At 71.0% G+C, this 26,451-nt stretch carries 22 protein-coding genes; 11 read left to right on the top strand and 11 right to left on the bottom strand.

Annotated features, from left to right (window positions below; translation table 11 throughout):
- Positions 1-63 precede the first annotated feature (63 nt).
- From mfd to A6035_RS18695, 4 genes are all read left to right on the top strand, one after another.
- On the top strand, positions 64-3,732 hold the full coding sequence (mfd, locus tag A6035_RS10765; RefSeq protein WP_108847782.1) for a transcription-repair coupling factor: 3,669 nt from the start codon (positions 64-66) through the stop codon (positions 3,730-3,732).
- Positions 3,729-4,556 (top strand): MazG nucleotide pyrophosphohydrolase domain-containing protein, encoded by an 828-nt coding sequence (locus A6035_RS10760; RefSeq protein WP_108847781.1) that lies wholly within the window; start codon positions 3,729-3,731, stop codon positions 4,554-4,556. The genes mfd and A6035_RS10760 overlap by 4 nt, the downstream gene beginning before the upstream one ends.
- Positions 4,557-5,071: 515 nt before the next feature.
- Entirely contained in the window at positions 5,072-6,802 is a 1,731-nt protein-coding gene (locus A6035_RS10755) for a sodium:solute symporter family protein (RefSeq protein ID WP_108847780.1), read from the top strand.
- Between the two features lie 18 nt (positions 6,803-6,820).
- Positions 6,821-6,952 carry a putative transporter small subunit gene (locus A6035_RS18695; RefSeq protein ID WP_235026551.1) on the top strand — a complete coding sequence of 44 codons (132 nt, stop codon included), beginning with the start codon at positions 6,821-6,823 and terminating at the stop codon, positions 6,950-6,952.
- Positions 6,953-7,046: 94 nt separating this feature from the next.
- Here the strand turns inward: A6035_RS18695 and A6035_RS10750 are convergent, their stop codons facing one another.
- The 6 genes from A6035_RS10750 to A6035_RS10725 form a co-directional block, all read right to left on the bottom strand.
- Positions 7,047-8,384: an alpha-hydroxy-acid oxidizing protein gene (locus A6035_RS10750; protein ID WP_108847779.1), complete on the bottom strand. Its 1,338-nt coding sequence runs from the start codon at positions 8,382-8,384 to the stop codon at positions 7,047-7,049.
- A gap of 45 nt (positions 8,385-8,429) precedes the next feature.
- Positions 8,430-9,050: a GNAT family N-acetyltransferase gene (locus A6035_RS10745; protein ID WP_235026828.1), complete on the bottom strand. Its 621-nt coding sequence runs from the start codon at positions 9,048-9,050 to the stop codon at positions 8,430-8,432.
- Complete coding sequence (locus tag A6035_RS10740; protein ID WP_108847778.1) at positions 9,047-9,712, bottom strand: DUF305 domain-containing protein; 666 nt, start codon at positions 9,710-9,712, stop codon at positions 9,047-9,049. Before A6035_RS10740 ends, A6035_RS10745 begins: the two co-directional genes overlap by 4 nt.
- A 61-nt stretch (positions 9,713-9,773) precedes the next feature.
- A complete protein-coding gene (locus tag A6035_RS10735) occupies positions 9,774-10,214 on the bottom strand; it encodes a hypothetical protein (RefSeq protein ID WP_108847777.1) in 441 nt (146 codons plus the stop codon).
- Positions 10,211-10,954 carry a hypothetical protein gene (locus A6035_RS10730; protein WP_244192414.1) on the bottom strand — a complete coding sequence of 248 codons (744 nt, stop codon included), beginning with the start codon at positions 10,952-10,954 and terminating at the stop codon, positions 10,211-10,213. Before A6035_RS10730 ends, A6035_RS10735 begins: the two co-directional genes overlap by 4 nt.
- 335 nt (positions 10,955-11,289) lie before the next feature.
- Positions 11,290-12,540, bottom strand: a complete 1,251-nt coding sequence (locus tag A6035_RS10725) for an oxygenase MpaB family protein (RefSeq protein WP_108847776.1) — start codon at positions 12,538-12,540, stop codon at positions 11,290-11,292.
- Between the two features lie 45 nt (positions 12,541-12,585).
- Here A6035_RS10725 and A6035_RS10720 point away from each other — a divergent pair, with 45 nt between their 5' ends.
- Together A6035_RS10720 and A6035_RS10715 are read left to right on the top strand one after the other, a co-directional pair.
- Positions 12,586-13,203 carry a TetR/AcrR family transcriptional regulator gene (locus tag A6035_RS10720; protein ID WP_244192413.1) on the top strand — a complete coding sequence of 206 codons (618 nt, stop codon included), beginning with the start codon at positions 12,586-12,588 and terminating at the stop codon, positions 13,201-13,203.
- A 120-nt stretch (positions 13,204-13,323) separates the two neighbouring features.
- A complete protein-coding gene (locus A6035_RS10715) occupies positions 13,324-14,073 on the top strand; it encodes a lytic transglycosylase domain-containing protein (protein ID WP_108847774.1) in 750 nt (249 codons plus the stop codon).
- A 4-nt stretch (positions 14,074-14,077) separates the two neighbouring features.
- Here the strand turns inward: A6035_RS10715 and A6035_RS10710 are convergent, their stop codons facing one another.
- Entirely contained in the window at positions 14,078-14,647 is a 570-nt protein-coding gene (locus A6035_RS10710; protein WP_108847773.1) for a dihydrofolate reductase family protein, read from the bottom strand.
- Positions 14,648-14,804: 157 nt separating this feature from the next.
- On the opposite strand from A6035_RS10710, the gene A6035_RS10705 reads away from it, so the two are divergent.
- From A6035_RS10705 to A6035_RS10695, 3 genes are all read left to right on the top strand, one after another.
- Positions 14,805-16,553, top strand: a complete 1,749-nt coding sequence (locus A6035_RS10705; RefSeq protein WP_108847772.1) for an ABC transporter ATP-binding protein — start codon at positions 14,805-14,807, stop codon at positions 16,551-16,553.
- Positions 16,550-18,424, top strand: a complete 1,875-nt coding sequence (locus A6035_RS10700) for an ABC transporter ATP-binding protein (protein ID WP_108847771.1) — start codon at positions 16,550-16,552, stop codon at positions 18,422-18,424. Before A6035_RS10705 ends, A6035_RS10700 begins: the two co-directional genes overlap by 4 nt.
- Positions 18,425-18,522: 98 nt before the next feature.
- A complete protein-coding gene (locus A6035_RS10695) occupies positions 18,523-19,071 on the top strand; it encodes a PE-PGRS family protein (protein WP_108847770.1) in 549 nt (182 codons plus the stop codon).
- A 181-nt stretch (positions 19,072-19,252) separates the two neighbouring features.
- On the opposite strand, the gene A6035_RS10690 is transcribed toward A6035_RS10695, so the two are convergent.
- The 4 genes from A6035_RS10690 to A6035_RS10675 all read right to left on the bottom strand — a co-directional run bounded on the left by A6035_RS10690 (position 19,253) and on the right by A6035_RS10675 (position 23,266).
- On the bottom strand, positions 19,253-21,016 hold the full coding sequence (locus tag A6035_RS10690) for a DEAD/DEAH box helicase family protein (RefSeq protein ID WP_108847769.1): 1,764 nt from the start codon (positions 21,014-21,016) through the stop codon (positions 19,253-19,255).
- 322 nt (positions 21,017-21,338) lie between these two features.
- Positions 21,339-21,419 (bottom strand): ribbon-helix-helix protein, CopG family, encoded by an 81-nt coding sequence (locus A6035_RS19330; protein ID WP_327512291.1) that lies wholly within the window; start codon positions 21,417-21,419, stop codon positions 21,339-21,341.
- Between the two features lie 237 nt (positions 21,420-21,656).
- On the bottom strand, positions 21,657-22,499 hold the full coding sequence (locus tag A6035_RS10680) for a hypothetical protein (protein ID WP_108847767.1): 843 nt from the start codon (positions 22,497-22,499) through the stop codon (positions 21,657-21,659).
- Positions 22,496-23,266, bottom strand: a complete 771-nt coding sequence (locus A6035_RS10675; RefSeq protein ID WP_108847766.1) for a MerR family transcriptional regulator — start codon at positions 23,264-23,266, stop codon at positions 22,496-22,498. Before A6035_RS10675 ends, A6035_RS10680 begins: the two co-directional genes overlap by 4 nt.
- Positions 23,267-24,260: 994 nt before the next feature.
- Here A6035_RS10675 and eno point away from each other — a divergent pair.
- Together eno and A6035_RS19165 are read left to right on the top strand one after the other, a co-directional pair.
- Positions 24,261-25,538, top strand: a complete 1,278-nt coding sequence (gene eno / locus A6035_RS10670; protein WP_108847765.1) for a phosphopyruvate hydratase — start codon at positions 24,261-24,263, stop codon at positions 25,536-25,538.
- A 19-nt stretch (positions 25,539-25,557) separates the two neighbouring features.
- Positions 25,558-26,451 carry an FtsB family cell division protein gene (locus A6035_RS19165; RefSeq protein ID WP_108847764.1) on the top strand — a complete coding sequence of 298 codons (894 nt, stop codon included), beginning with the start codon at positions 25,558-25,560 and terminating at the stop codon, positions 26,449-26,451.

Raw genomic sequence — 26,451 nt, 5'->3', positions numbered from 1 at the left:
TGCGCCCGCGCCCGCCCAGACCGAGTCCGACCACCCCGCCCCGACCCTGAAGGACCCTCACGCGTGACCTCCACCGCCCCTGCCGTCACCTCCACGACCGCCGCGCTGTCCGGTCTGGCCGGTGCGGTCATCTCCAACCCGGCGCTGGCCGACCTGCGCGCGGGCCTGGACCGCGACGCCGCGGTGGTGCGCGCGCCCGAGTCGCTGCGCCCGTTCCTGGTGGGCGCGCTGGCCGAGCGCGCGCCGCTGCTGGTGGTCACCGCCACCGAGCGCGAGTGTGAGGAGCTCGCCGACGAACTGTCGGGGATGTACGACGGCGAGGTGGCGCAGTTCCCGAGCTGGGAGACGTTGCCGCACGAGCGTCTGTCGCCGGCGGCCGACACGATCGGTCGCCGCCTCGAGGTGCTGTCCTCGGTGATGGCCGGGCGGGCGACGAGGATCATCGTCGCGGCGGCGCGATCGGTGGTGCAGCCCATCTCCCCGGCGGCCGCCCGCCGCGAGCCGGTGCGCCTGACCCGGGGCGCCGAGGTCGACCCGACCGAGTTGATGGCCCGCCTGGCCGAGTTCGCCTACACCCGCGAGGACATGGTCGCCCGCCGTGGCGACATCGCCGTGCGCGGCGGCATCGTGGACGTCTTCCCGACCACGGCCGACCACCCGCTGCGCATTGAGTTCGACGGCGACGAGATCGCCGAGATCCGCGAGTTCTCCGTCGCCGACCAGCGTTCGCTGCCCGACGGCGAGGTCGAGCAGGTCGTCCTCTACCCGTGCCGCGAACTGCTGCTCGACGACGACGTCCGCGCCCGGGCTGGCCAGCTGGCCGCCGAGCACCGCGCCAACCCGACCCTGGCCGAGCTGCTGGACTCGCTGGCCGAGGGCATCCCGCGCGACGGCATGGAGGCGCTGACCTCCGTGCTCGTGCCGGGCGAGATGGCCACCCTGCCGATGCTCATGCCGGACGACACCCGCGTCGTGGTGTGCGACCCCGACAAGGTGCGCCGCCGCGCCGCCGACCTCGCCTCGGCGGGCCGCGAGTTCCTCGAGGCCTCGTGGACCGCCGCCACCATGGGCGGCGACGCCCCCGTCGACAGCGAGACCCTCGACCTGTCCGGCTCGGGCTACCGCACGTTCTCCTCCGTGCGCGAGGAGGCCACCGAGGCCGGCCGCGCCTGGTGGCAGCTCGTCCCGCCCGGATTCCTCACCGACCCCGAGGACGGCCTCGTGGTGACCGTCGAGGCGGGCGACCCGCCCGCCCCGCGCGGCAAGGACTCCGAGATGGAGGCCATGTTCGTGCGGCTGCGCGCGCTCGTCGGCTCCGGCGGCCGGGCCGCGATGGTGGTCCCGGGCCACGGCACCGTCGCCCGCATCCTGGAACGCCTGTCCGAGGCCGAGGTTCCCGCCACGGCCGCGGAGGCGGGATCCGAACCCGCCGACGGACTCGTGTCGGTCTACGAGGCGATTCTGCACGCCGGGTTCGCGCTCACCGGGGGCGCCGACGGGGCGTCCGGTGACCTCGTCGTCGTCTCCGAAACCGACCTCACCGGTAACCGCCTCGGTTCCACGGCGCGCCCCAAGGCCCGCCACTCCAAGCGCCGCAACCAGGTCGACCCGCTCGCCCTCAAGACCGGCGACCTGGTCGTGCACGACCAGCACGGCATCGGCCGGTTCGTGGAGATGGTCGAGCGGCAGGTGCGCGGCGGCGACGGCTCCTCGCGGCGCGAGTACCTGGTGATCGAGTACGCGCCCGGCAAGCGCGGCGCGGCCGGTGACCGGCTCTACGTGCCGATGGAGTCGCTGGGCCAGCTCAGCCGCTACGTCGGCGGCGAGGCACCGACGCTGTCCAAGATGGGCGGCGCCGACTGGCAGAACACCAAGCGCAAGGCCCGCAAGGCCGTCCGCGAGATCGCCACCGAGCTGGTGCAGCTGTACGCCAAGCGGCAGTCCGCGCCCGGTCGCGCCTTCGGCCCCGACACCCCGTGGCAGCGGGAGATGGAGGACGCGTTCCCGTTCACCGAGACCGTCGACCAGCTCAGCGCGATCGAGGAGGTCAAGGGGGACATGGAGAAGTCCGCCCCCATGGACCGCGTCGTGGTGGGCGATGTCGGCTACGGCAAGACCGAGGTCGCCGTGCGCGCCGCGTTCAAGGCCGTGCAGGACGGGACGCAGGTCGCCGTGCTCGTGCCCACGACGCTGCTCGCGCAGCAGCACCTCGCGACGTTCACCGAGCGCATGACCGGGTTCCCCGTGACCATCAAGGGGCTGAGCCGGTTCACCTCGGACGCCGAGGCCAAGGAGATCCTCAAGAGCCTGGCCGACGGGACGGTCGACGTGGTGATCGGTACCCACCGCCTGCTCGCGACCGGCGTGCGGTGGAAGAACCTCGGCCTGGTGATCGTGGACGAGGAGCAGCGCTTCGGCGTGGAGCACAAGGAGCACATCACCTCCCTGCGTACTCACGTCGACGTGCTCACCATGTCCGCGACGCCGATCCCGCGCACGCTCGAGATGTCGCTGGCCGGCATCCGCGAGATGAGCCAGATCCTCACCCCGCCCGAGGAGCGCCTGCCCGTCCTCACGTACGTGGGCGCGTATTCGGACAAGCACGTCGCCGCCGCCATCCGGCGCGAGCTGCTGCGCGAGGGGCAGATCTTCTACGTCCACAACCGGGTGCGGACCATCGACTCCACCGCCGCGAGGATTCGTGACCTCGTGCCCGAGGCGCGCGTCGTGGTGGCGCACGGGCAGATGGGGGAGGAGCAGCTCGAGCAGACGGTCAACGGGTTCTGGAACCGCGAGTTCGACGTGCTGGTGTGTACGACCATCGTCGAGACCGGCCTGGACATCTCCAACGCCAACACGCTCATCGTGGACCGCTCCGACCAGCTGGGCCTGTCGCAGATGCACCAGCTGCGCGGCCGCGTGGGCCGGTCCCGCGAGCGCGGGTACGCCTACTTCCTCTACGACCCGGAGAAGCCGCTCACCGAGACCGCGTACGACCGGCTCGCGACCATCGCGCAGAACAACGACCTCGGCGCGGGCATGGCCGTGGCGATGAAGGACCTCGAGCTGCGCGGCGCCGGCAACGTGCTGGGCGCCGAGCAGTCGGGCCACATCGCGGGCGTCGGGTTCGACCTCTACATCCGTCTCGTCGGCGAGGCGGTGGAGGCGTACCGCGCGATCGCCGACGGCGAGAAGGTCGAGGTGGAGGAGGAACTCGGCGAGATCCGCATCGAGCTGCCCGTCGACGCCTTCATCCCGCCCGACTACGTCGACGGCGACCGGCTCCGGCTCGAGGCCTACCGCAAGCTCTCGCAGGCCCGCGAGCCCGGCGACATCGACGCCGTGGTCGAGGAGCTGCTCGACCGCTACGGGCCCCTGCCGGTGGAGGCCCGCCGCGTGGTGTCGGTGGCGCGGCTGCGGCTGGTGGCGCAGAAGTACCGGGTCCGTGAGATCGTGCTGGCCGGCTCGCGCCTGCGCGTGGGCCCGCTCGACCTGCTGGACTCGCAGCAAATGCGGCTCAAGCGCATGTACCCGGCCGCGCAGTACCGGGCCACGCAGAAGACCGTGCTGCTGCCGCTGCCCAAGGCGGCCGGCGCCCGCGCGGGTGCGGGCGGGGAGAAGGCGCGCGACGACGAGATGTTGCAGTACGCCGCCGACTTCCTCACCGCCATGGCCGGCGACCCGGAGGGATCGAACCCGGTGATCCAGCCCGAGACCGCGCCGGCCCGATGAGCTCGCGCGGCGCGGCGGGCTCCGGCGGCGCGGCGGCCGACCGAGCGGACGGGGGAGGCGACCGGCTGTCCGAGGCCGTCGCCGTGATGGCCCGCATCCGGCGCCACGGTCGGTGGGAGTCCGCCCAGACCCACGCCTCGCTCCTGCCGTATCTGCTGGAGGAGTCGTGGGAGCTGGTCGACGCGGTGGCCGACGGCGACCGCGACGAGCTCGTCTCCGAGCTCGGTGACCTGCTGCTCCAGGTGCTGTTCCACGCCGCGATCGGTGCCGAGCGCGGCGACGCGCCCTTCGACATCCAGGACGTCGCGGGCGCGCTCCTGGACAAGCTCCGCCGCCGCGCGCCGTACTGGTTCGACGACGAGACCGCCGCCCCCACCGGGGCAACCGGGGCAACCGGGGCCGCCGGGCCCGATGACGACGACGCCGCCGCCCGTGTCCCGTCGGCAGCGGCCCCGGACGCGGACGAGCAGGACCGGCTGTGGCAGCAGGCCAAGGCCGCCGAGCGCGTGGGCCGTCCGCCTCGTGGCGTGGTCGAGGGCATCTCGTGGGACATGCCGGCGCTGGCGCTGGGGCAGAAGGTGTTGTCGCGTGCTCGCTCCGCCGGCATCCCGGACGATCTCGTGCCCGAGGAGATGCGGACCGCTCGCGTGGACCCCGTCGGCCTCTTCCACGATTCCGGCTCGGCCGAGGTCGCCTATCGGCAGGTGGTGCGCGCCTTCGCCGGGACCGTGAGCGCCGCCGAGTCGCGTTTGTCCGTGCCTGCCGTGGAGGCGACTGCGGGCGACTGGCGCGCCGCCTGGCCCGACCGCGCAGACCAGCACTGAACCATCGCCTGGCCGCCCTATCGGCGCATCCGCTCGCGCGGCCGACCGCGCAGACCAGCACTGAACCATCGCTCGCCCTGTGGGCGCATCCGCTCGCGCGCGCCCGCCCTGTCCGGCGAAGGTCCTCTCGGGCACCTGCCGGTGTGTAACGTCACTCTTAAGTTGACGGCATTCTATTCGCACGGCGCACGCCCCGTCGGCGTCGACCGCTCCCGCACGCTCTGATGTCATCTGCGCAGGCAGGCGCCGCAATATTTGCGGGCTTCTGCAACTTTCTGAGCGCTGCGGGTCCGGCATCGTTTATCCACAACGTTTCCTGAGCATCGGTTCCACGCCGAGGGTCCGTTTGGGGTGTTCCTCCATCCCGGTACCGGATCGTGGGCCGTCACGCGGTGGGGAGCGGGCTCCGTTTTGGACCTCCCGACAATGGCCGTGGCCTCGCCGATTCTCAGTTTTCCGTCAGGCTTCTCTATGCTGGGTCCGTTGTTCTGACAATAGAAGAGAGAAAGGCAGATATGGATTTGCTCGGCTCTCCCGCGCTGAGTGCGACTGCGCTTGTATTGCTACTGCTGCTGTTCTACGGCGGCACCATGGTCATGTCCATGCGGATCGCCCGCAAGGACGAGAATGCTGACAACTACATGACGGCCGGTCATCGGATCGGGTTCGGCATCTCGGCCGCCTCGATGACGGCCACCTGGATCTGGGCCTCGTCGATGTACGCCTCGGTCAACTCCGGCTACCTCTACGGTGTGTCGGGACCGATCCACTACGGGCTCTGGGGTGCCTTGATGATCCTGTTCATCTACCCCTTCGGCCGACGCATCCGAAAGGTCGCGCCCCAGGCTCACACCCTGGCCGAGGTCATGTTCGCCCGCCACGGGCGCTCCTCCCAGCTGATGCTGGCCGGCTCCAACATCCTGGGCTCGGTCATCTCGCTGACGTCGAACTTCATCGCCGGTGGCGCGCTGATCGCCATGCTCAGCCCGTTCAGCTTCATGCAGGGCATCATCGTGATCGCCGCGGGTGTGCTGCTGTACACGCTGTGGTCCGGTTTCCGCGCCTCGGTGCTCACCGATTTCGCCCAGGTGCTGGCCATGCTCGGCGCGGTCATCATCATCGTGCCGTCCATGTTCTTCTTCCTCGGCGGCGTCGAGGTGTTCTCGAGCGGTGCGGCCAACCTCACCACGCAGCAGAGCAACTTCTTCTCCTCCGATGCGTTCCTCAACCAGGGCGCGCCGTACATCGCGGCGGTGCTGGCGTACGCGATCGGTAACCAGACCATCGCCCAGCGCCTGTTCGCGGTGCGCGAAGACCTGATCAAGCCGACGTTCATCACGGCGACCATCGGCTACGGTGCCACGATCATCGGCATCGGCATGGTGGGCGTGCTCGCCCTGTACGCGGGTATCGATCCCGTCGACGGCGACCCCAACAACATCCTGCCGCAGGTGGCCGCCGAGTACCTGCCGGGCCTGCTGGTCGCGGTGTTCTTCATCATGATCATCGGGTCGCTCTCGTCGACCGCCGACTCCGACCTGTCGGCCATGTCGTCGATCGCCATGAGCGACATGTACGGCCAGGGCCTGCGCAGCAAGGGCAAGGTGCCCAACCCGCGCACGATGCTCATCGTGGGCCGGCTCACGATGGTCGTCGCCACCGCCGCGGCGCTGGTGTTCGCCAACATTCGGTTCAACATCCTGGACCTGCTGGTCTTCGTGGGTGCCCTGTGGGGTGCGCTCGTGTTCCCGGTGATCGCGAGCTTCTACTGGAAGAAGGTCACCAACATGGCCTTCACCGTGTCGGTGCTCGCGGCGCTCGCGGTGTTCCTGCCGACCCGTTTCGGCGCGATCCCGGACACCGGCGTGCTGGCGTACGGCATCGAGGCCCTGGCGGTGATCGGCGTGGGTGTGGTGCTCGGGCTGATGGTCTTCGGGTTCTTCGGCCTGCGCCCGGCGCTGGTCGTCGGCGCGATCGCAGCCCTGGGCAGTGCGCCGTTCATCCTCGGGTTCCTGCGTGACTACGACACCCTGACCGCCTCGCTGGTGGCGTACGCGGTGAGCACGATCGTCTGTGCCGCGATGTCGTTCCGTAGCTCGATGGACTTCGACTTCGCCGAGATCGCCGCCCGCACCGCCGACTACGACACCGCGGAGTCTGCGGAGGCCCTCGGGGCCCAGTCCGACGACGACGGCCGCGACCCGAACGTCCGAACTGATGACGACGACGACCTCGTCCGCGTCTAGGAAGGAAGGCAGCTACTCATGACACCGATCCTTCTCACGATCTACGTCCTGATCTGGCCCGTCATCGTGGCCGGCGTCCTCGCCGTCCTCGTCCGTGGCTTCGTCAAGGAGGCCGCTGAGGCCAAGAGAGAGGGCGCCCCGATCATCTAGTCGATGCCCGCGGTGCTCGAGGGCGCACAGCTCTCGAGACCCCCGCATGCGAGGACCAGCCCCCCGGTCGGCAGTTGCCGACGGGGGGCTTTCCTCATGCCAGGAGTGTGGCGTCGACCTGCTCCCACGAGCTGGCGCCGCTGAGTGACATGGTGAGGTCGATCTCGGCGAGCAGGTTGTCGAGCACCTCGCCGACGCCGCGCTCGCCCGCGACGGCCAGGCCGTAGATGTGCGGCCGACCGAGCGTGACCGCGTTCGCTCCGCAGGCCATGGCCTTGACGACGTCGGTGCCGTTGCGGATACCGGAGTCGAGCAGCACGGTCGGTTCGGGGCCGACGGCCTCGCGGATGCGGACGAGGGCGTCGAGGGTGCCGATGGATCCGTCGACCTGGCGGCCCCCGTGGTTGGAGACCATGACCGCGTCGACGCCCGAGTCGAAGGCCTTGCGTGCGTCGTCCGGATGCAGGACGCCCTTGAGCACGATCGGCAGCCGGGTCCGGTCCCGCAGGGTCGCGAGGTGCTCCCAGCTCAGCGCCGGGTTGGAGAAGGTGTCGAGGAAGGTCTGCACGGCGGCGCGCGTCTCGGGCGCGCGCAGGTTGTCGAGCAGGCGGCCGGGGCGGTTGCGCGCCATCTCCAGCAGCGTCAGCGCGGCCCGCGGCGTGACCTTGATGGCGTCGGGGTCCGCGCCGGGGCCGGCCGCGGCCTCGCGTGCGACCCGTTCGGCCACCATCTCGGTGAAGCGCGGGTCGGAGACGTACTGGGCGATGCCGACCCCGCGGGTGAACGGCAGCGATCCGAGGTCGAGGTCCCAGGGCCGCCAGCCGAGGGTGGTGGTGTCGAGGGTGACGACCAGGGCGCCGGCGTCGATCGCCTCGGCGCGGGCGATGAAGCTGTCGACGAGCTGCTCGTCGCTGCTCCAGTAGAGCTGGTACCAGCGCGGACCGCCGGCCATCTCGCGGGCGGTCTCCTCCATCGGCGAGGAGCCCTGCGAGGACAGGATGTACGGGATCCCGCGCGCGGCCGCGGCCCGCCCGACCATGAGGTCGGCCTCGCGGCGGACCAGCCCGGCCGCGCCGATGGGGGCGACCAGCACGGGGGCGGGAAGTCGCTGCCCGAGCACGGTGGTCGCCAGATCCCGCCGGGAGGTGTTGCGCAGCATGCGGGGGACGAGCGGTCGTCGGTCGAAGGCCTCGCGGTTGGCGTCCATGGTCGTCCCGGAGCCGGCGCCGCCGTAGATGTAGGCCCACGCCTTGGCCCCGCCGGGCCGACGCAGCAGCGAGCGTCGCGCGGCGGCTTCGAGTTTCTCGGCGCTGGTCGGCACCGTGGGCGTGATGCCGGAGATGCCGGAGCGGTAGATGACGTTCTGACGCGCCCGGCCGAGGGGATCCGGCGCGGGCGTGTCTGTGGCGGGGGTCACGAAGTCTGCCGTCATAGCGGTGAGCGTACTGCGGGCAGCTCGGCGGCAGAGCGAGAGGAGCTAATCCGCGCTGCTGCCGGGCCTGCGCAGCATGGCGGTCGAGGACTGATTCCCCAGGGTGGCGACCGAGCCGATGGCCTCGAAGCCGAACCGCTCGTAGAGGCGCCGACTCCCAGGCGTGGTGGACTCGAGGAACGCGAGCTGGGTCGGCGAGCGGTCGACGATGGTCAGGCGGTGCTCGAGCAGGGCCGTGCCGACGCCCTTGCCGCGGGCCTCGGGCCCGGCGCCGATGTCGCGCAGGTACCAGTGCGGTGCTGTGGGCCGGTACGCCTCGATCTGGAGGGTATGGCGGGCACCGCGGCCGATGGGCAGCCGACCGAGGACCCAGCGGGTCCCGCCTGCGATCGCCCGTCGGACCGTGGCCAGCGCGCCCGAGTCGGCAGGTGGTTCCCACAGAAGGGCTCCGACCACCTCGCCGTCGTCGACCGCCACGTCCACCCATCCGGGGCGCCGCCGTACGCGACGGCGGTAGTACGCGGCGAGCTTGGCGAGCCGGGTGTCGTCCTCCGGCAGGGTGATCGACCACGCGGGGTCGTCGAGGAACGCCTCGCTGAGGATGCGGGCCACCGCGGGGGCGTCGGCGCGGGTGGCCGTGCGGACTGTCACCATGGGCGCGCTCACACTCCCGAGAGCATGTCGCGCATGGTGGCGATCTCGTCTTGTTGGGTCTCGATGATCGACCGTGCCAGGTCGACGGCCGGCTGGTAGCTGCCCTCGTCAACCTCCTGTCGAGCCATGTCGATGGCACCCTCGTGGTGGGCGATCATCCCCTCGAGGAAGAGGCGCGCGGCGTCGGTTCCCTCCGCGTCGGCCAGCTGCTCCAGCTCGGTCTGCGAGAGCATGCCCTCCATTCCGGCCATGTCGCCGCCGTGACCCCCGTGCTGGCCACCGTGGCCGCCCTCAGGGCTCAGCGGTTCGCCCCACTGCTCGAGCCAGGCGGTCATCTGCTCGATCTCGGGGCCCTGTTCTGCCCTGATCTGTTCGGCCAGGGCGGTGACGTCAGCGGGGATGTCGCTCTTGGTCAGGAGGAGGTCGCTCATCTCGACGGCCTGCTCGTGGTGGGGGAGCATCGTCTGCGCGAACATCACGTCGGCGCGGGAGTGCTCGCCACCCTCGTCAGGGGCGACGGGCTCTGTCCCGCTCGCGGGAGCGGCGGTCTCGGCGGGGGCGCCGGTCGAGGTGGACGGTGCGCTCGCGGTGTCGTCACCGCTCTCCGCGCAGGCGGTCAGAATCAGGGCGGACGCGGTGACGGTAGCGGCCATCAGCAGTGTTGCGCGGGCCATCGGGGTGTCCTCTCCTTGGGGTTCGGGTCCCTGCTCACGTCAGGGTATGCAGGGTCCCCGCTCACGTCAGGGTATGCAGGGCCACGAGTCCGAGCGCTCCGCACCCCGCCGCCACCAGCAGGGAGGCGAGGGTGCCGATGATGAAGCGCTCGCTCACCGCCGGGTTCTCGCGGATCTCCGGGTAGCGGCCGAGCGCCTTGATGGCCACCACGACAGCGGCGAGCTCGAAGCGCCCGGCGAGGATCGCGGCGGTGAGGCCGAGGCGCTCGAGGATCCCGATCCACATGCCGCCGCGCAGCACCTCGCGGACCTGTGGGGCGGGGTCGTCGCGTCGGCGCATCACCGGCTGGCGCGAGTCGCCGCTGCGCTCGACGATCGGCGGCTCTGGGACTTTCGCCGATCGGAGGACGAGTGAGGCGATCGGCGAGCCCAGCCCGGCCGAGGCGAGCAGGCTGACGGCCACCACGATCGCGACGACGATCCAGTCGGGCCAGGTGCTCATCGGTCGGCCTTCCCACGCGAGTCGGTGGCTGCCGGGCGGTCGCCGCGGGTCGGGCTCTCGCCGGCTGCCGGGCTCGGGCGGACGGTCGGGCTCTCGCCGGTGGCCGCCGCGTGGGCGCCCGCGAGCAATCGGTCGAGCGCGGGATAGGCCGCGCGCTCGTCGCGGATCCGCGACGCCCGCAGCGCACCCGTGACGGAGGCGGGCGTGATGCCCAGCTCATCGGCGGCCGCGGCCTGGGTGGTGGAGCGGTCGACGGCGTCCACGACTCGCCACTGCGCCTCCGTGCGGCCGAGAACGAGCGGCGCGACCAGCGCCCACACCGCTTCGCAGTCTGCTGCCCATGCCGCCGCCGCGGAGACGTTCCCTCGCGTCGTGGTCTCGCCCGGGACCCGTATCGCCACCGAGCCGGGGAGCCCCTTGGCGGCGTCGACGGCCTCGCGGGCCGCGATATAGGCGGCTCCGCGACCTGCTCTGGTCCCGGTGGCGAAGGACTCGTCGTCGACGTCTCCCGCGCCCACACCGCAGTGCCAGTCGCCCTTCCGCAGGGCGATGAGCAGCGCCGAGCGCACGGCGGCGGGATCGTCGAGCAGGCCCTGGACCTCGTCGCCGGCCGTGCGCTCGAAGGCCGCCGCGACCGGCACGCCGTCCAGCGCGTCGAGGAGCGCGGGCACCCGGTCGGCGCTGGTGCGGCTGCGGCGCTGGTCGATGGTGACGACGAACATGAGGCGATCGTGCCACATATCGGCGACATTAGGTCGAAAAGCCTAATTGGGACGGATTAGGTGAAAACGGCTCATAGCCCGGGGATTCACCTGAGCGCCGCCTCGTCGAGCAGAGGAATTCGTGCACCCTCTTCTCGGGCGATACAGGCGAAATCCTCTGCCCGGCGCGGCGGGGGCCGGGCTCTCAGGCGGTGGCGGTCGGCGGGGATTCGCGCGGGCGGCGCCTCGGCCCTGCCTTCATCGAGAAGACTGTTTCGCACACCCGCCTCTCGGGCGATGCGGGCCGAACTGACTTCTCGATGGGGCGGTTGGGGATGTGACGGGGTCGGGTGGCCGCGCGGCGGGGGCCGGGGTCAGGCGGTGGCGGGGCGGCCGATGTCGGGGCGGGCGTCGCCGAAGGTCTCCTTGCGCTCGCGGTCGCGGACCCGCTCGCCCCACGCGTCGAGCCGGGCGCGGCCGAACGGCGTGCGGTAGCGCAGCGTGTTGAGCGCGACGAGGTAGGCGTGTGCCCACGGCGGGCGGACGGGCAGGCCGAACTCGCGCATCGACTCGCGGCCCAGCAGCACGGTGAGCATGCTCAGCAGTCGCTCGTGTCCGACGCGGGCGCGCAGGCGGGGGAACGGGCCGGTGCGATGCCGCGTGCGCTGCGCCTCGACCAACGCCTGCGTGAGCTGCGGGCCCGCCTCGGACAGCCCGGCCTGCGCGAGGAGGATGTGGTAGTTGATGCGGTGGCGCTCGCTCTCGCGCTCGACGAGGAAGTCGTCGTCGACCCCGAGCAGCCAGCCCACGTACCGCCACACGTGCATGACGTCCTGCGAGTCCTGTCGGCTCACCGGCACGCCGAGCGTTCGCACGCCCAGCAGGACGACGGCGTCGAACAGGCCCAGGGTGGCGGCGAGGTCGCTCTGGTTGATCGGCAGGCCCCAGCGGCCCGTGTCCCAGCGAGTCTCCATGGCGTGGTTGACCACCGCGTGCATCGCCCGCACGTGGCCGGTGAGCCGCCACGCCTCGCCGCCCGGCCGCAGCCCGTCGGCGATCGACAGAGACATGGTCCAGTGGCTGGTCTCGGCCAGGCGCCGCAGCGTCGTGTTGCCGGTCAGTCCACCGGTCGCCACGAGCAGGTCGGTGGGGCCGCCGAAGCGGTAGCCGCCGATGAGCGAGAGCTGCAGCAGGATGTCGGCGGCGTTCTGCCCCAGCCGCAGGTAGACCTTCTGTCCACGCTCGATCTTGGCCCAGTCGACCCAGTCCGGGGTGCCCTCGAGCCGGGCGATGTACTCCCGCAGGACGGGGGCGGCGTCCTCGGGCAGGCCGGCTGTGCCGGTGGTCAGGGCCTCGTCGAGCTGGCGGCGGCTCACGGCGCCGGGCTCGCCGGAGCGCAGGCGCATCGCGGCGGCCAGCCTGTTGCCGAGCTCGTCGCGCTCGAGGTAGCCGCGGCCGAGGCGGTCCATGAGCTGCTCGTCGACCTCGTCCACGCGCGCGACGGCCTTGAGCGTGCGGCCGATGCGGCGCGAGCGGTCCTCGGCCTCGCGGAAGCGCGTCGGGTACGGCGATGCGGCCGTGGTGGCGGCGGGGTCCGTGGTGTGGCGTTCAGGCGCTGCGGTCATGGCACGACTATGAGGCGAGTTTTTACTCGCATACAATTCGCGTTCATGAGAAGGGTGCCCCAGCAGGCCAGATCCCGCGCGATGGTCGAGCGGATCGTGGAGGCGGCTCGCGTCGTGCTCGTGCGCGACGGCTACGAGTCCTTCACGACGAACCGCGTCGCCGATGAGGCCGAGGTGAGCCCGGGATCGCTGTACCAGTACTTTCCGGACAAGTCGGCGCTGGTCACGGTGGTGATGGACCGCTGGTCGGCCGAGATCTCCGACCGGGTGGCCGCCTCGCTCGCCGCCTCCGGCCCGGTCGACGTGCAGGACCCGGCCGCGGTCCGCGGAATCGCTGACGCGCTGCTGTCCGCTTTGGAGGCGGACGCCGGGCTGCTGCGGATCGTGTGGGAGGAGCTGCCCGCGGTGCGCCACCGGGCCGCGCAGCACGCGCTGGAGACCCGCGTCCGCGAACTGCTGGCCGTGTACCTCTCCGCGGCCGGACTGCGCTCGGCGGACCCGGCGGCCCGGGCCTGGGTGATCGTCATGGCCGTGGAGAACATCGCCGTCCGCTGGGTGCTCGACCGGCCGGCCATCAGCCGCGACGACCTGCTCGACGAGCTCACCGCGCTCGCCGGCGGGTTCGCGTCGGGGAGCGGTGCCGACGCCCGGTCTCCGGAGTGAGGCGCCGGCCGAGGGAGGGGAACGCCACGGCCGAGTGAGGTGAGCATCACGGCCGGCCCGCCGCGAATCGGGGGATACCCTGACGCGCTGCGGAACCGGGCTCCGGCAGGATGGCAGGCGATGCCCACCCTGACCCCCCGCGCCACCGCGAGCCTCGCGGGACTGCTCGCGACCGTCGTCTTGTCGTCGTCGTGCTCCTATGAGGCCACCCGCGAGGCGCCCATCCCCATCCCCCCGGGCATCCCGCCGGCCGCCGGCGCCCCGGTGCCGACCATCGACATCAACGCCCCCGGCCGCACGTCCGACCAGCTGCGCGAGTGGGCGGCCGCGATGAACGAGCCGATGAACATCCCCGTCGCCGCGCTGGCCGCCTACGGCAACGCCGCCGAGACCATGCGCCAGACCCGACCCGAGTGCAACCTCGCCTGGACGACGCTCGCCGGCATCGGGCACGTGGAGACGCGGCACGGCCGGTACCGCGGGGCGATGTTGAACGACGACGGCTACGCGCTCCCTCCGATCATCGGGATCAAACTCGACGGGTCGCCGGGGTTCGCGGACATCCCCGACACCGACGGCGGCCAGTGGGACGGCGACACCGAACACGACCGCGCGGTCGGGCCCATGCAGTTCATCCCCGAGTCGTGGCGCAAATACGGTCGCGACGCCAACGGCGACGGGGTGGCCGACCCCAACCAGATCGACGACGCCGCCGTGGCCGCCGCGCGCCTGCTGTGCGAGACCGGGGGAGACCTCTCGGTGGCCGAGAACTGGCAGCGCGCCGTGCTGGCCTACAACGCCTCGCGCGAGTACGTCATGGACGTGCGCGACGCGGCGGCCGCGTACTCAGTGGGGACGACGGCGCCGTAGCCCGTCACCCAGCGGGGCGGACGGGCCGGTAGCGCAGGGCCACCGACCCGGAGCGGAACCCGGTGCGGTCGATCAGCTCCAGCGGGATCCGCTCCCGCAGCCCGGCCATGAGGGTCGGCCCGCGGCCGGCGAGGACGGGCTGCACGACGAACTCGTACTCGTCGATCAGGCCCAGCTCCGCCAGCGCGAGGGGCAGCGTCACCCCACCCACCCACAGGCCGCGGCCCGGCTGCGCCTTGAGCTCGCGGACGGCGGTCTCGAGGTCGCCCTGGACCAGCTCGGCGTTCCAGTCGACCGCCTCCAGGGTGCTCGACACGACGTGCTTGTGCGTGCGGTCGATGGCCTCCGCGAACGGGAGTTCCCACTTCTCCATCCAGTCCGGCCACCCGCCCAACTCCGGCCGGCGCCACGCCGACTCCATGAGCTCGTAGGTGACCCGGCCGAACAGGAGGGCGTCGGCGCCCTGCATCTCCTCGGTCCAGAACCGCATCGATTCCTCGTCCGGCATGACCCCGGCCTCGTGGTGGACGCACCCGTCGAGGGTGACGTTGATCGAGTAGCGCAGTGGTCTCATCTCGCCGCTCCTCGCGCAGGGCTGAGACGTTGAAATCTAGCACCGCCGTCCGGTGAGGTCGACGACGAAATCGGCCGCTGGCATAGAGTCGTCGGGGCCCCTGGGCCGGCCTCATCTACCCTGGGCCGACCTCACCTACAGCGGGAGTTGCACACCTATGTCAGCACCGACGTCTCCACCGGCTCGGCCGCGCCGCCGCGCCGAGGACACCCCCGGAGGGGACGCCCCGACCACCGCGAACGGGCTCCTGCTCCGCGCGGTCGGCCGCCGGCGGCACCTCTGGGCGCCCGGGCTGGTGCTCATGACGCTGTGGCAGCTGTGCGAGGCGCTGGTGCCCATCGCGATCGGCGTGATCGTGGACGCCGCGATCATCCCGCTCGACCGCTGGGCCATGTTGTGGTCGGTCGTCGGGCTCATCGGCCTGTTCACCGTGCTCAGCCTGGGGTACCGCTTCGGCGCCCGCATGAGCAACCGCGCCCTGCAGGAGGAGGCGCACGACCTGCGCGTGGAGGTCACGCGGGTACCGCTGAGCCGCCGCCGCGCGATGGACGGCGCCAGCTCCGGCGACGTGCTCTCGGTGTGCTCGGCCGACGCCGACGTGGCCGCGTTGGTCTTCCGGCAGATCGCGCTGGGCGGGTCGGCGGTGATCGGGATCGTGGGGATCTCGGTGTACCTGCTGTGGACCGACTGGGTGGTGGGGCTCATCGTGCTCATCGGCGTGCCGCTCAGCCTGGTGCTGGTCGCCCTGCCCAGCCGCGCGATCTCCCGCCACAGCACCGCCCAGCAGGCCGCGATCGGTATGGCGAGCAGCCGTGCGACCGACATCATGGCCGGTCTGCGCGTGCTCAAGGCCGGCGGCGGCGAGCGCTGGGCTGCCGATCAGTACCGCACCGCCTCCGAGGACGCGGCCGCGGCGGGCATCGTCACCGCCGAGCGCTCCGGGCGCGTGCAGGGCATCGGCTCGCTCGGCATGGCCGTGGTCCTGGCGCTGGTCCTGCTGGCCGCCGGGTACCGCGTGATCCAGGGCCAGATGGAGATCGGCACGCTCGTCTCCGTGGTGGGCGTGGCCGTGTTCTTCGAGGAGCCCGTCCGGATGATCACCCAGATGGTCGCCGTCTTCGCTCGTTCCCACGGCGCCGCGCAGCGCCTGGTCGATCTGCTGCAGTCCGCGCCGGTCGACGATTCCGGCTCCGAGGTGCCCGCCGGCGCCGAGCTGCGCGTGGAGGGTCTGGCGCTGCCCGACGGCCGCACGCTCGACCTGGAGGTGGTCGAGGGGGAGGTGGTCGCGCTCGTCGCCGACCAGCCGGCCGCCGCCGACGCCGTCACCCTGGCGGTCGCCGGTCACGGCGACGGGGCCGACGCCGTGCTCGTCGTTGGTCACCGCCGCAGCCAGCTCGCCCCCGCGATCGCCGAGCACCTGGTGGCCGCGCCGCACCGCGTGGATCTGTTCGTGGGTACCGTCCGTTCGAACATCACCATGAGTCACGACGACGACGAGGAGCCCATCCCCGAGGCGGTCCTGCAGGCCTCGGCGGTCGCGGAGATCCTCGAGAACCTCCCCGACGGCCTGGATCACCCTGTCCAGGAGGGCGGCCGGAACCTGTCCGGGGGCCAGCGACAGCGGATCGCGCTCGCCCGGGCCCTGCACGCCGATCCCGACGTCCTGGTCCTGCACGAGCCGACCAGTGCCGTCGACGCCGTCACCGAGTGGGGGATCGCGCAGGCCGTGCGCCGGCTCCGGACGAGTCGGCCGGGCCAGGCCACGCTCGTCGTCACCTCGTCTCCGCCGTTCCTCGCGACCGCCGACCGGGTGGTCCACCTGCCCCGAAGTGGCGACGTGCGCACGGGCACCCACCTGGAGCTGCGCGAGGCGTCAGCCACCTACCGGGCGGCGGTCGACCGATGAGCAGCTCCGAGTCCGGCACCGTCACCTCCGCCTCCACCGACACCGCCGACGCTGCCCAGGTCGGCGGCCCCGACCGGCCCGACGTCACCGCGGCCCTGCCCCTGGCCAGCGGTCGCGAGTCGCTCGCCGTGCTGTGGCCGCTGCTGCGCGAGCGTCGCGGCAACCTGCTGCTGGTGGCCGTGGCCGGCCTGGTCGGAGCGGTCGCCGGGCTCGTGGCGCCGTGGGTGATCGGCCGACTGGTCGACGTCCTGCCCGGCAGTCAGGACTACTCGGCCGTGTGGGCGGCGGCGGGCGCGATCGCCGTGGCCGGTGTGGTCGGCGCCGGTTGCACGTGGGCAGGACAGGCGTGGCTCGCCCGGCTCACCGAACCGACCGTCGCGCGCCTGCGGGAGATGGTCATGGACCGTTCCCTGCGCCTGGGCGCCGCGCAGATGGAGACCACCGAGACCGGTGACCTCGTCTCGCGCGTGGCCGAGGACGCCCGCGAGATCAGCCAGGCCGCCACCGCGGTGATCCCGCTGGTGGTGCAGTCGCTGTTTACGGTGATCGTCTCCGCAGTCGGCCTGGCGACGGTCGACTGGCGGCTCGGGCTGGTGGGCCTGGTGGCGCTGCCCATGTACTGGACGACGCTGCGCTGGTACCTGCCCCGCTCCGGCCCGATCTATGCCGCTGAGCGCGCCGCGTTCGGCACCCGCGCCAGCCGTCTGCTCGGCGGGATCACCGGCTCGCGGACCCTGCACGCGTACGACGCCCAGGACGCCGAGCTGCGCCGCATCACCGCCGCGTCGGCACAGGCGCGGGACCTGTCGATCCGGGTGTTCTACTTCGTTACCCGCGCCTTCTCCCGCAACAACCGGGCCGAGGTCACGGTCCTCGGGCTGCTGCTGGTCGTCGGGTTTTTCCTCGTGGACGCCGACATCATTACCGCCGGCGCCGTGACCACCGCCGCGTTGTTGTTCCACCGGCTGTTCAACCCGATCGGCGCGCTCGTGGGGATAGTCGACCAGGTGCAGTCGGCCGGCGCCTCGCTCGTGCGAATGGTCGGCGTCATCACCATGCCGGTGCCCGAGCGCACCGCCACTCTCGAGCCCGGCCCGCTCGAGCTGACCGGCGTCTCCCACGCCTACGGCGAGGCGTCCCGCGAGGCTTTCTCCGGCGAGGCTCCCGACGGCGATGCTTCTTTCGGCGGGGCCGCCCCTGCCCTCATCGACGTGGACCTCACCCTGGCCCCCGGCGAGGTCGTCGCGGTGGTCGGCTCGACGGGCGCCGGCAAGAGCACCCTGGCATTGGTCGCCGCGGGAACCCTCACGCCGTCGCGCGGCAGCGTCCGCATGGGCGGCGTCTCACTGTCCGACGTCGACCCGGTGGCCCTGCGCCAGCGCATCACGATGGTCTCGCAGGAGGTGCACTCCTTTGCCGCGACCATCGCCGAGAACGTGCGGGCGCCCCGCCCCGAGGCCTCCGAATCCGAGGTCCGCGCCGCCCTGCGTACGGTGGGCGCCGACTGGGTGGACGACCTACCCGACGGCATCCACACGGTCATCGGCGAGGGCGGTCACCCGCTCGACCCCATGCAGAGCCAGATGATCGCCCTGGCCCGCGTCGAGCTGGCCGACCCCGACGTGGTGATCCTCGACGAGGCCACCGCCGAGGCCGGGTCCGCCGGGGCACGCCGCCTCGACGACGCCGCGGCCGCCGTGCTGCGCGACCGCGCTGGCCTGGTGGTCGCGCACCGGCTGAGCCAGGCGGTGTCCGCCGATCGGATCCTGGTGATGGAGCACGGCCGGGTCGTGGAGTCCGGCACGCACGACGAGCTGCTGCGAGCGGACGGCCGCTACGCCGAGCTGGCGCGGGCGTGGTTCGGGGCGTGAGGTAGCGGCGGCCGCGCCCGGCCGCGGGTGGGCGAGGAGCGACGACGACGATAAGGCCTCGCCGCCTTCGGACCGTGGCCAGGTGTCATGATCTGCGAATGACGGCTGAGAATCGGCACAGTGCGGATGACCTGGCGACAGCGTTCACGGTGCTGTCTGAGTTCCTGGGAAGCGCCAATCTGACGACCCAGTTGGCGCAGGCGGAGTCGGAGCTGGTGCAGACCACGGCCGATGATTCCGGCGGAGTTGCCGCTCAATACGGCTTCACTCAAGAGCTGCTGGATGCGACCCTGCTGATCCGCTCGAAAGTCGGGCGTCTCAACGACGTCGTCCACGCGACGACTATCGCCTTGGCGCTGCCGCACATCCTCGAGCCGGACGAACGGGTTGTGAACCGGCCCTCCCTGGGTGCCGGCAACGACCCCACGAGGCCGTACGACCTGGAAACCGATCGGCGCATCGCCGAGTTCAAGGTCGCTCAGTGGAAAGGCGCCGACACGATGCGTAAGCGTGGCGTCGTCGCAGATCTGGTGCACCTGACTCTGGATGACTCCGGCCGACGGGCGCAGCTCTACATCGTCGGCGAGGTGCCGAGCCGGTTCCTGGCCTGTTCCACTTCCACAGTGACTTGGATGCTCGGCCGCTGATCCGTCGGGCTCCGCCGGCGGTTTGCCGACAGGTATGGAGTCGATTCGACGATGACCGTTGCGGAGTTCCGCGCCGGACCCGCTGCCCATATCGACATCATCGATCTGCGGAGCCTGGTGCCAGGGCTGGAGTAAGTACTCACGGCCAGGTCACGTGACTGTAGTTGAGCCGTAGCTTCCCCTAGTCGAGACCCTCCGCTAGCCGCGCGGCGGGGATCCAGTCGATACCGAACACTCGGGCCACCTCGGAGAAGGTCGACGCATCCGCGTCGGTGCTGGTCGCGGAGGCGATCAGACGGGACAGCATGACCGTGCCGGCTCGTTCCTCGATCGTCCCCGCCGCCGCCAGGAGAGACCAGGAACAGACCTGGTGGTTCCGGTGCGCGCGGCCCATCGTCTGCTCGGCCAGGAGACCGCTGTAGCGGGCCTGGTGGAAGAAGCCCCTCCGCGGGGTGTCAGTAGCGAACGATCCGTCGGCGAACTGCTCGCCTGCCTGCAGGTTGATCGCGGTGGGCGTGTTGAACACGACCACCGGCGCCTCGCCACGCTGGAAGCGCATCCGCTCGGCCTCGGCCTCCGGATTGGAGCCGTAGATCCGCGCCACCGGGATGCCGTCCGCCTCGAGCATCTCGGCCACCGGGTGCGCGGCGGTGGACACCATCTCGGTGGCGATGAGCACCTGGTAGCCGCGGCCGAGTTCGGCCTTGGCCGCGGCCACCGTGTGCTCGACGCGGATCATCGACGCCTTCTGCCGCAGTCTCACCAGGGCAGCCAGACCCCGGGCGACGTTACTGCCCGTTCGGGCCAGCTGCATCTCGCGCTGAAAATCGCCCCACTCCAGCTCGTAGGCCCGCCACTGGTCAGGGGTCAGCTCCACCAGGTCCACATCGAAGGGTGGCGGCCCCCACGGCGCGGACCGGGTAAGCATGAGCGGCGGTTCGTGCCGCAGCAGGATGTCGCGGACGTCGCTGATAGCGGCCTGCTGCGTCTGCAGCGACTCCTTGGCCTCCGCGCTCCACGTCCACTTGCCGTAGGAGGGTTCCAAGGGCACGCCCCGATCGGCCAGCGCTCGACCGAAGTCCGCCCACTGGGCCGGCGGGTCTCCGTGTACTTGGGCGTACAGCGACGACATGTAGTTCCATTCGCCCGGGTGATGCCCCGGGGTGGCGGTGATCGTCAGGACGAACGGGGCATTCTCGTGCGGTCCGTCCATGCGAGTCAGTCGCCGCATGTAGCTCGTGCGCTTGCTGTCATGCCGGAACTGGTGGGCCTCGTCGATCACCGCGACATCGACTTTCAGCCGTGGCCGCCCGTTCCGGGCCATGAGCTTGCTCAGGCTGTCGGAGGACATGATGATCCAGCGCAGGTCGTCGTCGCCCAGTGCGGCGATGGTGCGACGCCATGACGGGATGGTGATGCGGGCCGGCCGGTCCACCGTCACGAGGATCGTGCGGGCGCCGCGCATCGTCGCGATGGCCTTCGCCGCGGCCACTGCCACCAGGGTCTTGCCGGTGCCCACGTCGTTCGCCAGATGAACCTGTCGGAACCCGCGCTCGGCGGCTGTGGCGATCGCGGCGACGTCCGCGCGTTGCTCCGGGCGCAGCGTCATCGGCGCGGCGGTCGCACCCGGCCCCGTGCTGCCGTTGAGCTCGTGCTCCCGCCACCGAAGGTAGGAGTACGGCTTGCTGGCGTAGGGCTCCAGGGCGCTCGGCAGGGCGGTGCCGACGTACGCGTGCGCGGTGAGCGACTTGTAGTAGGTGACCCCGGCCGGCATCCCGCCGCCCAGCCCTCCCCACGGGAGCTCCAGCAGCCACACCCGCTGGCCGGGCGGGATTGTCGGGACCGCCGTCGCCGCGCTGGACTTCTTGGCCGACTTGGCCGACTTCGCACGCGTGGAACTCGGCTTTCGCTTCTTCGTCGTCGAGCGCGAGGACCGGGTCGCCATCAGATCTCTGCCCTGGTGTGGGCGGTAACGAGGGCGGGTGAGTCCACGGTGTTCTCCTGGATGGTCCTGGCGCGGCCTGGCCCACTCTATGGGCCGGGTACGACACCGCCGGGGTCAGTCGGAGTTAGGGCGCAGAAGGGGAGGGTAGGTGGTCGGAATCGGCGTGAGGTCGCGAGTCGGGACGGGGCCCGGGTTCGAAGATGATGACGACGACAACGACCCGCCGCGGCCGGAATCGTGGTCATGGCGAGAACGGCGGATTATGCGGCGGCCCAAATGTCGTCGTCGGCGATACCGTGCTTTCGCGCGGAACGACGCATGATCACGAGGCGGCGGCCCACTCCGCTAAGGCCCGTCGGATCGCCTCTGACCTGTTGAGGTGCTCCCGATCCGCGCGGGCCATCACCGCCTCAAGCTCGGCCTCTGTCAGCCGGACCGGAACCACCTGGGCAGCGTGTTCTGCTCGGGCTGGGCGACCCTTTCGCTTTTTCAGCCAGGCGGGGTCGTACCCCTCCTCAGCCTCGGCGACCCAGTTGTCGAGTTGTTCTTCCGAGACGGCCTCGCCCTGAATCTTGCGCTCCCTAACCGGAATCGTAATACGAATAAGCTGTTGCTGGAAGGCGGTACGTCGCAGACCAGCTCAGTAGCTGACGTGCGCCACCGAGCCTCGGCGAATCGCTACTACCGCGGCCTCCGGGTCGTCGACGTGCAACCGCACCACGGACACCTCCCGCAACGTAGGCGCACGCCACCCGAAGTCCGGGACCGACGCCGCAACGGGCTGTGAGAGCGTGAGGCTGAGGTTCGTCCCGTCTGGCCCGGGCAACACGAGCGCGCCACCGCGGTCGTCGTCGCCGGTGATCTCGGCGTTGGTGGGGGAGAGCCGCCGCTCCCGCCGCACGTCCGCCACCGCGTCGAGCGGTATGCGCGCGCAGACGTGCGGCCCACTGCGCAGGGTCAGCACGCCCCGGTCGAGGAGGTGCGGCCGCACGATCCGCCCGGCCAGCCACCCGAGCACCATGAGGAGCCCGTAGATCCCGAGTAGGTCCAGAACGAGCCGGACCACGGGCCACGGGACCAGCAGGTGGACGGCGACGAGTTCGATAGTCGCCGCGGCGGCCAGCGCGATCGGCATGCCGAGGGTGCCGCGCGCGTAGCCGATCGGCACCGCGCCGGCGGGGACGTCGGGACGCCGGGACACCCAGCGCGCGAGGGAGGCGACGGTGCGGGCCTCGGCCGCGGCCAGGCGTAGGTAGGGGTCGTCGGCGGCCAGTGCGCGCAGGGCCTCGCGGCGGGTCTCGGTGCGGGCGCGGTGCGTGCGGTAGCGGCGGACGTAACCGGTGACGGCGAGCGCGCCGAGGGGGATCTCCACGATGAGGAAGAGGGCGAGCGCGACGGCGGGCCCGATCGTGCCGGTCACCAGGAGGGCGGCGTCGGTGGCGACGACGACGAGGGCGATCAGCGGAATCAGTCTACTGTTCATATCTCGACTCCCAGGGCGCTGAACGTGCGGCGCAGCACCTCGCGCTGTGCCGTGTCGGGGAGGAGCTGTTCGAGCGTGGGGCCGGTGAGCGAGTCGTCGATGTCTGCCGAGGCGCCGGTGATGATCGAGCGGATGGTCGGGTCGGCGATCAGGCTCTCGGCGAGCCGGGCGATCTCCGGCTCGACGTCGGCGGGGCGTCGGCCCTCGATGCGATGGAATCCGGCGAGGAGGTCGAGGTAGCTGCGGCGCCGATCCTCGTCGGTCGCGAGGGCGGAGTACGCGGCGGCGAGCTCGTCGGGAAGGTCGCCGCGGAGTGCGGCGAGGTCGAGCATGTCGCGTTCGAGCTCCACAAGGGCTGCGAGGTCCGGATCGTCGCTCGCCTCGGATCGACATAGGTCGAGTGCACGGGCGACGGGTTCGGGCAGGAGGCCCGGGGGCAACCCGGCGGCCGCGCGCTGTGCGATGGCGTCCAGTCGGTCGCGCTGGCGGGCTAGGGCGGTGATCCTCTGGTCGATGCCGTCGCGAATCGCGGCGAGATCTGTCGCGGGGTCTCCGGCCTCCGGTTCGAGGAGGGATGCGATCTCCTTGAGCGGTACGCCGGAGTCGGACAGGAAGGCGATCCGTGCGATGCGGGCGAGGTCGGCGACGTCGTACTCGCGGTACCCGCCGGCGGTCCTAGCGGGCTCGGCGACCACTCCGAGCCGGTGGTAGTGCCGGATGCTGCGTGCGCTGATGCCGACGATCTGGGCGACCTGGCCGATTCTCATGCCTCGATCATCGACCTTGACACTGTGACAGGGTCAAGGGGTTGTCTCGGCGGGGCCAGGTATGCGCCCTTGCGGGTTACTCGACGAGGCACGCTGGGTCCACATGCTTGAACTCCGCAATTGAAGACGCGAGCTATTGAGCCAGCTTTCAGCAGACTCGGGCGCCCATCCAGCGATCAGACCCTGATCTGCCAGTCTGCCTTCGTGAAAAGCGCATAAGGCGGACTGAATCTCGCTAGGCTACTGCCATGAAGGCGCGCGGTTCTGAGATCGAATGGCGAAAGTGCCGTTCATGCAAACAAGCAGTACGGACCTGGGCTAGCACGGGAGTGGCGAAACCGCATCTTAATCCCCAGAAGTCCGAACTGTGCAAAGGAAGCTTGCAACAGCAGCCGGTTCCGCGAAAAGGCCAAGACATTATCCGCGACTTTCCTCGCGCTCAGCCAGCCTCGCTCTCCAAAAAGCGGTTCGTCAAATGCAGTTCTTGCGGAAAGTCGGTTGAATCGATTAAGGGGAAAAGGGAAAAACACCTAGGAAACAATGGATCGACGTGCTTGGGTTCGGGGCAACCCGACACATTTTGCGACACCGTCGCAACCGTGAAAAACGAACCAATAGTGCGAAAGTCCCCGCCCAAAAAGAAGAAGAAGTCGCTGATGGCGGAATACCCCGAAATCTCAGGCAATTCAATTCGAACAACCTCCGGCGGACTCCCAACCTCTAATCGTCGTCGTTTCTGACATGAAGGTGACCCGGACACCACCCAGGCACGCAGCCCAGCCGGTGGCGTCCACAGGCGCCGCGTGATGGGAGGGGACGCGTATGTCGGCCGGCTGAAGTTAGAGGAAAGGCACGAGCAGGCCCCGACCGGCCGCCCCCGGCGCCGCCTCGGCACGCCGCGGAGAGGCTCGTGGAACAATGGGCCGTGGACTGCGCCCGCCGACGCGGCGCCGGCCACGCACACGAACCCACGAACTTCCCCCAAGGAGCACAGATGGCGCTTATCGAGCAGGTCGGAGCCCGGGAGATCCTCGATTCGCGAGGCAACCCCACCGTCGAGGTGGAGGTGCTTCTGGACGACGGCTCGTTCGGCCGCGCCGCCGTGCCTTCCGGCGCGTCGACCGGCGCCCACGAGGCCGTCGAGCTGCGTGACTCCGACGAGCGCTACCTGGGCAAGGGCGTCACCAAGGCCGTCGAGGCCGTACTCGACGTGCTGGCCCCCGCCGTGATCGGTATCCCGGCCGAGGACCAGCGCCTCGTCGACGAGGCCCTGCTCGACGCCGACGGCACGCCCAACAAGTCGACCGTCGGCGCCAACGCCGTGCTGGGCGTCTCGCTGGCCGTGGCCCGCGCCGCAGCCGAGTCCGCCAACCTCGAGCTCTACCGCTTCATCGGCGGCTCCAACGCGCACGTCCTGCCCGTGCCCATGATGAACATCCTCAACGGTGGCGCCCACGCCGACTCGGGCGTCGACGTCCAGGAGTTCATGATCGCCCCCATCGGCGCCCCGACCTTCCGCGAAGCCCTGCGCATGGGCACCGAGGTCTACCACCACCTCAAGACCGTCATCAAGGACCGCGGACTGTCCACCGGCCTGGGCGACGAGGGCGGGTTCGCCCCCTCCGTCGAGTCCACCACCGCGGCGCTCGACCTGATCGTCGAGGCCATCCAGAAGGCCGGCTACGAGCTGGGCACCGACGTGGCCCTGGCGCTCGACGTGGCCGCCACCGAGTTCTTCTCCGACGGCAAGTACCACTTCGAGGGCAAGCAGCTCTCCGCCGCCGAGATGGCCGACGTCTACGCCGAGCTCGTCAACAAGTACGCGCTCGTCTCGATCGAGGACCCGCTCGACGAGGACGACTGGGACGGCTGGAAGACCCTCACCGACATGATCGGCGACAAGGTCCAGCTGGTCGGCGACGACCTGTTCGTCACCAACCCGCAGCGCCTGGCCGACGGCATCGAGAAGGGCCTGGCCAACGCCCTGCTGGTCAAGGTCAACCAGATCGGCACCCTCACCGAGACGCTGGACGCCGTGGACCTGGCCCACCGCAACCGCTACGCCTCGATGATGTCGCACCGCTCGGGCGAGACCGAGGACACGACCATCGCCGACCTCGCCGTGGCCTGCAACTGTGGCCAGATCAAGACCGGCGCCCCGGCCCGCTCGGAGCGCGTGGCCAAGTACAACCAGCTGCTGCGCATCGAGGAGATGCTCGGCGACGCCGCCCGGTACGCCGGCGCCGGCGCCTTTCCGCGCTTCAAGGCCTGAGTAGTCGAGAGGAGGGCTCATGGCCCGCCCACCGCGCCCCTCGGACCGTCGGGGTGACGCACGCGATCGTGCGTTGTCCCGGCGGCCCGGTGAGGCGTCGGGTGCCATCCGACGCCGGGCGACCGGGGCGGGCCGTGGGACCACCGGCGGCCGCGGCACCGGGGCCGACGCCCGCGGCGCCGCTACCGACAGCGGGGTGGGGGCCGGGACCGACCAGCCCGCCGACGGCACTCGTCGGCAGCCGCCCCGCCGGCGGACGCCGAGCCGCGAACGCGACCGGCCCGTCCCGGCGTCCGCCCGCTCCGGCAGGATCGGCACCACCGCGCATCCGGAGGCCCACAGACTCACCACGCGCACGGACCTGTCCGACACCCTGTTGGGCCCGCGGAACTACACACCGCGGCGGATCGGACTCCTCGCCGTCGTCGCCATCATCCTCCTGGTCACGGTCTCGTTCCCGCTGCGCAATCACTACCAGTTCCTGCGAGACGAGAAGGCCGTGGCGCAGGAGCGGGCCGCGCTCGAGGCGACGATCGCCGAGCTGGAGGCCGAGCAGGAGCTGCTGTCCGACCCGGCGTACATCGAGCAGCAGGCCCGCATCCGCTTTGGCGCCGTGAAGCCGGGGGAGACGCCGTACCGGGTGTCCATGGTGGATCCGGTGGAGCAGGCGGCGGCCGAGCAGCGGGCGGCGGAGATCGCGGCGCTGCCGTGGCAGACGCGGGTGTGGCGGTCGATCTCCGAGCCGACCGACCCGATCATGCCGGAGGACTCGGCGCTGCTCGAGGGCACGTCCATCCCCGGCGGCCCCGACACCCCGGCCGTACCGGTCGTCCCCGACGGCGGGCCCGGCGGTGACGACCCCGCCGCCCCCATCCCGGGCGGCGTCCAGGAACAACCACAGGAGAACCCGTAG

This window comes from Dietzia lutea (assembly GCF_003096075.1).
In the GTDB taxonomy this organism is placed as follows: Bacteria; Actinomycetota; Actinomycetes; order Mycobacteriales; family Mycobacteriaceae; genus Dietzia; species Dietzia lutea.
This window is presented reverse-complemented; position numbering and strand designations above follow the sequence as displayed.

Excerpts from the sequence above, each read along its gene's own strand:
- A6035_RS10700 (WP_108847771.1), top strand. The coding sequence starts at position 16,550 with ATGAGCAGCTCCGAGTCCGGCACCGTCACCTCCGCCTCCACCGACACC.
- A6035_RS10730 (WP_244192414.1), bottom strand. The coding sequence starts at position 10,954 with ATGTGGCACGATCGCCTCATGTTCGTCGTCACCATCGACCAGCGCCGC.
- A6035_RS10680 (WP_108847767.1), bottom strand. The coding sequence starts at position 22,499 with ATGAACAGTAGACTGATTCCGCTGATCGCCCTCGTCGTCGTCGCCACC.
- A6035_RS19330 (WP_327512291.1), bottom strand. The coding sequence starts at position 21,419 with ATGGCCCGCGCGGATCGGGAGCACCTCAACAGGTCAGAGGCGATCCGA.
- A6035_RS10675 (WP_108847766.1), bottom strand. The coding sequence starts at position 23,266 with ATGAGAATCGGCCAGGTCGCCCAGATCGTCGGCATCAGCGCACGCAGC.
- A6035_RS10705 (WP_108847772.1), top strand. The coding sequence starts at position 14,805 with ATGTCAGCACCGACGTCTCCACCGGCTCGGCCGCGCCGCCGCGCCGAG.
- A6035_RS10740 (WP_108847778.1), bottom strand. The coding sequence starts at position 9,712 with ATGGCCCGCGCAACACTGCTGATGGCCGCTACCGTCACCGCGTCCGCC.
- A6035_RS10715 (WP_108847774.1), top strand. The coding sequence starts at position 13,324 with ATGCCCACCCTGACCCCCCGCGCCACCGCGAGCCTCGCGGGACTGCTC.
- A6035_RS10750 (WP_108847779.1), bottom strand. The coding sequence starts at position 8,384 with ATGACGGCAGACTTCGTGACCCCCGCCACAGACACGCCCGCGCCGGAT.
- eno (WP_108847765.1), top strand. The coding sequence starts at position 24,261 with ATGGCGCTTATCGAGCAGGTCGGAGCCCGGGAGATCCTCGATTCGCGA.
- A6035_RS10760 (WP_108847781.1), top strand. The coding sequence starts at position 3,729 with ATGAGCTCGCGCGGCGCGGCGGGCTCCGGCGGCGCGGCGGCCGACCGA.
- A6035_RS10710 (WP_108847773.1), bottom strand. The coding sequence starts at position 14,647 with ATGAGACCACTGCGCTACTCGATCAACGTCACCCTCGACGGGTGCGTC.
- A6035_RS10725 (WP_108847776.1), bottom strand. The coding sequence starts at position 12,540 with ATGACCGCAGCGCCTGAACGCCACACCACGGACCCCGCCGCCACCACG.
- A6035_RS10695 (WP_108847770.1), top strand. The coding sequence starts at position 18,523 with ATGACGGCTGAGAATCGGCACAGTGCGGATGACCTGGCGACAGCGTTC.
- A6035_RS10720 (WP_244192413.1), top strand. The coding sequence starts at position 12,586 with ATGAGAAGGGTGCCCCAGCAGGCCAGATCCCGCGCGATGGTCGAGCGG.
- A6035_RS10690 (WP_108847769.1), bottom strand. The coding sequence starts at position 21,016 with ATGGCGACCCGGTCCTCGCGCTCGACGACGAAGAAGCGAAAGCCGAGT.
- A6035_RS10755 (WP_108847780.1), top strand. The coding sequence starts at position 5,072 with ATGGATTTGCTCGGCTCTCCCGCGCTGAGTGCGACTGCGCTTGTATTG.
- A6035_RS10735 (WP_108847777.1), bottom strand. The coding sequence starts at position 10,214 with ATGAGCACCTGGCCCGACTGGATCGTCGTCGCGATCGTGGTGGCCGTC.
- A6035_RS19165 (WP_108847764.1), top strand. The coding sequence starts at position 25,558 with ATGGCCCGCCCACCGCGCCCCTCGGACCGTCGGGGTGACGCACGCGAT.
- A6035_RS18695 (WP_235026551.1), top strand. The coding sequence starts at position 6,821 with ATGACACCGATCCTTCTCACGATCTACGTCCTGATCTGGCCCGTCATC.